Origin of the sequence: Sulfitobacter sediminivivens, from assembly GCF_042611115.2 — a bacterium.
GTDB lineage: Bacteria > Pseudomonadota > Alphaproteobacteria > Rhodobacterales > Rhodobacteraceae > Sulfitobacter > Sulfitobacter sediminivivens.
The window spans coordinates 241,507-249,298 of record NZ_JBHGAR020000004.1; the positions used below are offsets into that span (position 1 = coordinate 241,507).

Consider the following 7,792-nt stretch of genomic DNA (forward strand, 5'->3'; position numbering starts at 1 on the left):
GAATTTTTACCACCGATGGTTTTGACAAACGGCGACAACCTGCGTACTCAGGACGTCAATGATGTCTTAAGATTGGGTTAGAACCATGGGGCTGAGGATTGAAGGCGCTGCGCCTTCCGAGCGGGCAATAACGAAAACACTGTCGAACTTGATGCGCGGGGTCTCTGTTTGTGCCCTGTTGTCAACGGCTTGGATGGCACCCGCCACACAAGTTCTTGCGCAAAGTTATCAGTTCAACAACGTCGTGATCAATGGCAACGAGCGGATCGGCGACAGTGCCATTCTGGCAAGAGCCGGAATCAGGCGCGGTGCACCGGTCAGTGGTGGTCAGTTAAATGACGCATATCAGAACCTGCAAAACTCGGGTCTGTTCGAAACTGTTGCCATCGAGCCGCGTGGCGGCACGCTGGTCATCACCGTGACAGAATTGCCCACGCTGAATCGGGTGCGGTTTGAGGGCAACAAACGGATCAAGGACGAAGTGCTGGAAGGGTTGATCAACTCGACCGAACGGCGCGTCTTTAACCCTGCTCAGGCAGAGGCAGATGCCGCGGCGATTGCCGAGGCCTATAGCAGCGATGGCCGGTTGTCGGCCCGTGTGCAGCCCCGCGTTATCCGTCGCAATCAAAACCGCGTTGATCTGGTGTTTGAAATTTTTGAGGGCGACAACGTCGAGATTGAACGCCTGAGCTTTGTGGGCAATCGTATCTATTCGGACCGCCGGCTGCGTCGCGTGCTGGACACCAAGCAGGCGGGACTGTTCCGCCGCCTGGTCAAACGCGACACGCTGGTCGAAAGCCGCATCGAAGTGGATAAGCAACTGCTGCGTGATTTCTATCTGTCGCGCGGATATGTCGATATGCGCACCTCGGCGGTAAACGCTGAACTGACCGAAGAACGTGACGGCTATTTTGTCGCTTTCAACATCACCGAAGGCCAGCAATTCAAGTTTGGTGAGATCAATCTGGTCTCAGAACTGCCGAATGTGGATGCAAACACCTATCGCGAGATTGTAAAAGTGCGCCCCGGCGTGGTCTATTCACCCACGCTGGTTGAGGCCGATATCGCTCGCCTGGAACGTCAGGCAATCCGCGATGGAGTGGATTTCTTGCGTGTTGAACCGCGGGTGGAGCGGAACGATCGTGATCTGTCGCTGAACATTACATATGTACTGAGCCGTGGACCACGGGTCTTTGTCGAACGCATCGACATCGAAGGCAACACAACCACGCTTGACCGTGTCGTCCGGCGTGAATTTGATGCGGTTGAGGGCGACCCCTTCAACCCACGCGAAATCCGGCAGGCAGCGGAACGGATTCGCGCCCTTGGCTATTTCGAAACGGCAGAGGTGAACGCTCGCGAAGGATCCAGCAGCGAACAGGTTGTCGTCGATGTAAACGTTGAGGAAAAACCGACAGGTTCGCTGAACTTTGGCGGTACATTCTCGAACAACGACGGCATCGGTCTGGCGGTCAGTTTCTCCGAATCCAACTTCCTTGGACGCGGGCAGAAATTGGCTCTCACGGTTTCAACCGCGTCAGAGGCAACACGCTATGGCATCAATTTCGTTGAGCCGCGCCTTTTGGGGCGCGATGTTGCGCTTGGTCTGAACCTTGACTATGCCGAAACCAATTCGTCTTTTGCGTCCTTTGATTCAAACCGGTTCATTTTTCAGCCTAGTCTGACATTCCCCATAGGCGAAAACAGCCGTCTGTCTCTGCGATACACGTTTCAGGATATTGAATTGGTTGATCGCGATGGTACAGCTCCGCAGACCAATGGTGGAATTGTTCAAAGCGATATCAACGCAGGATCTCTTTCCTCGTCGTCGCTTGGCTATGCCTACGCATATGACACGCGCACAACGGGTCTTGATCCGACGTCCGGTATTCTGCTTGAATTTTCGCAGGACTTTGCCGGTTTGGGCGGCGACAACAAATACATCAAGACGGTGGCCAAGGTCACCGGCGAAAAGAAAATCTTTAACGAAGATGTGACGTTACGCGCGACGCTCGAAGGCGGCGCATTGGCATGGCAAAGCGGCACCAACCGCGTTGTGGATCGGTTTAATCTTGGGCCGTCCGACATTCGTGGATTTGAACCCGGCGGCATCGGTCCGCGTGAGGTAGGTGGCACACTTGATGATCCCTTGGGTGGTAATCTCTATGTTGTGGCGCGCTTTGAGGCCGAATTCCCGCTGGGCTTGCCAGAGGAATACGGGATCAATGGCGGCCTCTTTTATGACGTTGGGAACTTGTGGGATCTAAGCGATGTGAACACCGGTGCGGTAACTGGCACCGTCGTTGGTGAAAGCGGCTCTTTCCGTCATGTTGTGGGCGTGTCATTGTTCTGGGACACACCTGTGGGACCGCTGCAGTTCAATTTCTCAAAAGCGTTGAAGAGCGAAACCTTCGATAAAGAGCAGAGCTTTGAAGTCACTCTGCGCACGACGTTCTGATCTGATGATCGGCACGCGTGCCATCGTGATACTGGTGCTGGCCCTCTTTGGGGCCGCACCTCTTTCTGCCCAATCCCAAACCGACATTCCGCTTGAACGCGGCGTGGTGAGCAGCCCGATTTTGACAATCGATTCTGACCGGGTCTTTCAGGAAAGCGAATTTGGCTTGCGAGTCGCGCAGGAGATCGAGATCGAGGGGAACAAACTCGCCGCTGAAAACGATCAGATCGCGACTGATCTGGAAGCCGAAGAAAAGGCATTGACCGCCCAGCGCGCCGATATGGCCCCAGAAGATTTTCGCGTTCTGGCAGATGCATTCGACAAGAAGGTTCAACAAACACGTCAGGAACAGGCCGCCAAGGGACGTGCCTTGAACGCATTGCTGGATGAGGAACGCGAAGTGTTTCTGACCGCCGCGGCCCCCGTGTTGGAAAGGCTGATGCGCGATGCTGGGGCCGCCGTTATTCTGGACCGCCGTACCGTATTTGTCAGTGCGTCTGCGGTTGAGATCACAGATGATGCCATTGCATTGCTGAATGAAACAATAGGCAGCGGTACGGCGACTTCCAAGCCCTGACGCTTGCCCCGAGGCTGCGGAATTGGTAGCCATTTGTAAATAATTGCAAAAGACGGACAGCCAATGACCCAAGAAAAAAAGCGCGCCGACATTCAGATGATCCAGCGCATTTTGCCGCACCGCTATCCCTTTCTTCTGGTCGATAAAGTCGAAGAGATTGACGGCACCGCATCCGCCATCGGATATAAGAATGTCACCATGAACGAGCCGCACTTTCAGGGGCATTTCCCCGGCACGCCCATCATGCCCGGTGTGACAATTGTCGAGGCGATGGCCCAGACCGCGGGTGTGATGGTGGGCGTTGCCCTTGATCAGATGGACCGCGACATGCTGATCTATTTCATGTCCATTGATAACTGCAAATTCCGCCGCAAAGTTGTACCGGGTGACGTTCTGCGCATGGATCTGAAAACCGTGCGCGGCAAGGCGGGCGGCAAGGTCTGGCGCTTTGCGGGCGTTGCCACTGTTGATGGCGAAATGGCTGCCGAGGCCGAATTTATGGCGATGCTCGACCTTCCAAAAGACCCTGCATGAGCAACATTCACGCCTCAGCAGTGATTGAACCGGGCGCGCAGGTGGATCCATCGGCGTGCGTTGGGCCGTTTAGCGTGATCGGGCCAGATGTGGTGATACATGCGGATGTGGTTGTTAAGAGCCACGTTGTCATCTCTGGCCAGACCGAAGTTGGCGAGGGTACTGTCATTTTCCCGTTTGCGGTCATTGGTGAAATACCTCAGGACCTGAAATTCAAGGGTGAGGCGAGCCGGTTGGTGATCGGCAAGCGGAACCGCATCCGCGAGCATGTCACCATGAACTGCGGCACCGAAGGCGGTGGCGGCTTGACGTCGGTGGGTGATGACGGATTGTTCATGGCTGGCTGCCACATTGCCCATGATGCGATCATCGGCAACCGTGTGATTGTGGTGAACTCTGCGGCCATCGCCGGACATTGTGTGATTGAGGATGACGTGATCATCGGCGGGCTGTCGGGCATTCATCAATGGGTGCGCGTGGGGCATGGGGCCATCATCGGCGCGGTGACCATGGTGACAAATGATGTGATCCCGTACGGGCTGGTGCAGGCACCGCGCGGTGATCTGGATGGCCTCAACCTCGTCGGTCTGAAACGGCGCGGTGTGGCACGCTCTGACATCACAGCACTGCGGGCCGCGTTTCAAATGCTGGCACAGGGCGAAGGCACGTTCCATGACCGTGCACAGCGCCTTGGCCAAGAGACAAGCAGCGATTATGTGCATGAAATTGTTGATTTTATCATGGCCGACACAGGCCGTCATTTCCTGACCCCCAAATGACCCTGGCACTGATCGCAGGAAACGGTGCATTGCCCGCACAAGTTGTTCAGGCTCAGGCAGAGCGGCCATTAATCTGTGTGTTTGGCGAAAGCAAGCCTGATCATCTGACAGCCGATCTGACTTTCCGGCTTGAAACGCTGGGGTCGCTGCTACTGGATCTGGGCGCGCGCGGGGTAACGCAAGTGTGTTTTTGTGGCGCGATCGACCGCCCTACATTTGATCCTGCGAAACTGGATTCTGAGACGGCAGCGCTGGTCCCGATGCTCAAAGAAGCGCTGGCAGCGGGTGACAATGGCGCGTTGCAGGTGATCAAGGATATTTTTGAACAGACCGGATTCGCTGTCGTTGGAGTGGACCAACTGCTTCCCGATCTGGTGGCACCGCCCGGCGTGTTGTCGGAAAAATGGCCGGACGCGCAGATGCGCCGCGATGCCGCGCGCGGCGAGCAGGTGTTGGCAGGCCTTGCACCGCTGGACATCGGACAGGCATGTGTAATCGGGGCTGAACAGGTGCTGGGGATCGAAACCATTGGTGGAACTGCACATTTGCTGGCGACCCTGCCAGACAGGGCGCGCAGTGCCTCAGCGATTCTGTGCAAAGGCCCCAAGGACGGTCAGATCAGAGAGATCGATATGCCCACCATCGGCCCCGCGACCATTGAACAGGCCCACGCGGCCGGTCTGGTTGGTGTGATTATCGATGCGGGCGATGTGATCCTTCTTGAAGCGGGCAAATGCACAGCGCTGGCGGATCAGTTCGGTATGGTCCTGTGGTCACGGCGCGGGGGCGAGGGGTGAAGATTTTCATTCTCGCCGGAGAGCCTTCTGGCGACCGATTGGGCGGCGCCTTGATGGGCGGGCTCAAGACGCTGCAGCCCGACGTGCGCTTTGAAGGGATCGGCGGACCGGACATGGCGGCTCAGGGTCTGGTCAGTCGATTTGATATGTCCGAACTGTCCGTGATGGGGTTGGCGGAAATCCTGCCAAAATACCGTGCCTTGAAAGCGCGCATCAGGCAGACGGCGGATGCCGTACTGGCCCTGCAGCCCGATGTCATGATCACCATCGACAGCCCCGATTTTTCGCTGCGCGTCGCCAAGCTGGTTAAGGAAAAAAGTAACATCAGAACAGTCCACTACGTGGCACCCACCGTCTGGGCATGGCGCCCCGGTCGGGCGCAGAAAATGGCGCGTTTCATCGACCATGTGCTGGCGCTGTTCCCGTTTGAGCCGCCTCTGATGCAAGCCGCTGGCATGGCATGTGATTTTGTCGGCCATCCGGTTGTGGCCGAACCTGTCGCCAGTGATTTGGACGCGAAAACATTCCGCGCGGACTTAGGAATAGGCGATGCACCCATGCTGCTGGTTCTGCCCGGATCGCGGCGCAGCGAAGTGGCACGGCTTGGTGCGGTCTTTGGTGAAGCGGTGGCAAAGCTGATGTACAAAAAGCCCAATATGCGGGTGGTCATCCCCGCCGCAAGCGCTGTGGTCCATGATGTGATCGAGGTTACCAAAGACTGGGCCTTTGCGCCCATCATTCTGGATCCGCGTGACCATCTGCCAGAAGTGGCCAAGGCCCAAAAACGTGCGGCATTTCGTGCCGCTGATGTCGCATTGGCAGCGTCCGGCACGGTCTCACTTGAGCTTGCAGCATCCGCAACGCCAATGGTGATCGCCTATCGCATGCATTGGCTCAGCTTCCGGATCATCCGCTGGATGGCCTTGATTGACACGGTAACGCTGGTCAATCTGGTTTCAGACACCCGCGTTGTCCCTGAATTTCTGGGGCCAGAGTGCACCGCCGATCAGATTGCCGGCGGCTTGGCAAAGGTCCTGGCCGATCCAGATGCCCAGAACGCCGCGATGGCGATGACAATGGAACGGTTGGGGCAGGGTGGCGAGGCACCGGGCCTGCGCGCGGCCAAAGCGGTGCTGGCCCGTCTCTAAGTCAGGCAGCCCACCGACCGCGCGGAATACACTTACCCTTTGTGAATCCAGCCACCGCCAAAAATGCGGGTGCTGTCGGGGTCATAAAACACGCAGGCCTGACCAGGGGATACGCCTTCTTCGGGCGTCAACAATTCCACCTCGGCAGTGGTGGCCGTGAGCGGGCGCAAAATCGCATCGCGTGGTGGCCGGGTGGACCGGACACGCACCGCAATCGGCCATTCAGATTGCGACATCAGCGCAGCATCACCAAGCCAGTTGATCTCGCGGACCGGAATTTTCCGGGTGGCAAGCATGGATTTCGGACCGACCACAACTTCTTTGCGGTCCGCGTCAAGTTTCACGACGAACAGCGGGTCAGCCAGCCCGCCAATGCCAAGGCCCCGGCGCTGACCGATGGTATAATTGATCACACCTTCATGACGGGCCAGCACGTTGCCCTCCATGTCAACAATATTGCCGGGATCATCAGCTTCCGGGCGCAGTTTTCGGATGACAGAGGCATAATCGCCGTTGGGCACAAAGCAGATATCCTGACTGTCCGGCTTCATCGCCACGCCCAGCCCGTATTTCGCAGCCAAAGCGCGGGTATCGTCCTTGGAAGGCAGATGGCCCAGCGGAAAGCGCAGATAATCAAGCTGTTCGGGGGTGGTTGAAAACAGGAAATAGCTTTGATCACGGCTGCCATCGGCGGCGGCGTGCAGTTCGGGACCGCTATCACCCATTTTGCGCTGAATATAATGGCCCGTCGCCATACAATCGGCTTCAAGATCCTTGGCCGTTTCCAGCAGGTCCTTGAATTTCACCCGCTCATTGCAACGGATGCAGGGCACCGGTGTTGCACCGGCCAGATAGCTGTCCGCAAACTCATCAATCACCGCGTCTTTAAACACGTTTTCATAGTCGAGCACGTAATGCGGAAACCCCATTTCTTCGGCCACACGCCGCGCATCATGAATGTCGATTCCGGCGCAACACGCACCTTTCTTGGCCAAGGCCGCACCATGATCATAAAGCTGCAAGGTGACGCCGACCACATCGTACCCCTCATCCGCGAGCATTGCGGCGACTACAGAGCTGTCCACGCCGCCCGACATCGCCACGACGACGCGCGTGTCGGCGGGCGCTTTTGCAAAGCCCAATGAATTGAGCGGGGGTGTGTGGTCTAGGGGCATGTCATGTCTCCGGGAGGTGTTAGGAGCGAATATAGGAAAATGCGAACTACTCACAAGGGCGCGCTTCACTTTGCATTAAGGCTGCGGATGCAGATTGGGGTCAAATAATGCCGGAAAAGCTCATGTATCTCAAAAAAGTTGATGGACCGCGTTCTGTGACCCTTGCCGATGGCACGGTGATGTCGCGCAGTGATCTGCCAAATACCACGACACGCCGCTGGGTTGCGTCACGCAAAGCTGCTGTGGTGCGGGGGGTTGTCTATGGCCTGATCACCCAAGCCGAGGCGCTGGAACGCTACCAGATCAGCGAAGATGAGTTTCTGG

The 7,792-nt window shown here is 57.0% G+C and carries 8 protein-coding genes; 7 read left to right on the forward strand and 1 reads right to left on the reverse strand.

Features of this window, described 5'->3' with window-relative positions; genetic code table 11:
* Nucleotides 1–193: 193 nt before the first annotated feature.
* The 6 genes from bamA (at nucleotide 194) to lpxB (ending at nucleotide 6,293) form a co-directional block, all read left to right on the forward strand.
* A complete protein-coding gene (bamA, locus tag ACEWL3_RS07010) occupies nucleotides 194–2,458 on the forward strand; it encodes an outer membrane protein assembly factor BamA (protein WP_386178524.1) in 2,265 nt (754 codons plus the stop codon).
* Complete coding sequence (locus ACEWL3_RS07015) at nucleotides 2,430–3,035, forward strand: OmpH/Skp family outer membrane protein (protein ID WP_386178527.1); 606 nt, start codon at nucleotides 2,430–2,432, stop codon at nucleotides 3,033–3,035. Before bamA ends, ACEWL3_RS07015 begins: the two co-directional genes overlap by 29 nt.
* 63 nt (nucleotides 3,036–3,098) lie before the next feature.
* Nucleotides 3,099–3,569: a 3-hydroxyacyl-ACP dehydratase FabZ gene (fabZ, locus tag ACEWL3_RS07020; protein ID WP_386178530.1), complete on the forward strand. Its 471-nt coding sequence runs from the start codon at nucleotides 3,099–3,101 to the stop codon at nucleotides 3,567–3,569.
* Nucleotides 3,566–4,348, forward strand: coding sequence for an acyl-ACP--UDP-N-acetylglucosamine O-acyltransferase (gene lpxA / locus ACEWL3_RS07025; RefSeq protein ID WP_386178533.1), 783 nt, complete (start codon nucleotides 3,566–3,568; stop codon nucleotides 4,346–4,348). Before fabZ ends, lpxA begins: the two co-directional genes overlap by 4 nt.
* A complete protein-coding gene (locus tag ACEWL3_RS07030; RefSeq protein WP_386178536.1) occupies nucleotides 4,345–5,145 on the forward strand; it encodes an LpxI family protein in 801 nt (266 codons plus the stop codon). Before lpxA ends, ACEWL3_RS07030 begins: the two co-directional genes overlap by 4 nt.
* A complete protein-coding gene (gene lpxB / locus ACEWL3_RS07035) occupies nucleotides 5,082–6,293 on the forward strand; it encodes a lipid-A-disaccharide synthase (protein ID WP_386178539.1) in 1,212 nt (403 codons plus the stop codon). Before ACEWL3_RS07030 ends, lpxB begins: the two co-directional genes overlap by 64 nt.
* A gap of 32 nt (nucleotides 6,294–6,325) precedes the next feature.
* Here lpxB and mnmA read toward each other — a convergent pair whose 3' ends face one another.
* Nucleotides 6,326–7,468, reverse strand: coding sequence for a tRNA 2-thiouridine(34) synthase MnmA (gene mnmA / locus ACEWL3_RS07040; RefSeq protein ID WP_386178542.1), 1,143 nt, complete (start codon nucleotides 7,466–7,468; stop codon nucleotides 6,326–6,328).
* Between the two features lie 122 nt (nucleotides 7,469–7,590).
* Here mnmA and ACEWL3_RS07045 point away from each other — a divergent pair.
* On the forward strand, nucleotides 7,591–7,792 hold a 202-nt coding region (locus tag ACEWL3_RS07045; protein ID WP_435000632.1), incomplete at its 3' end, for a DUF1153 domain-containing protein.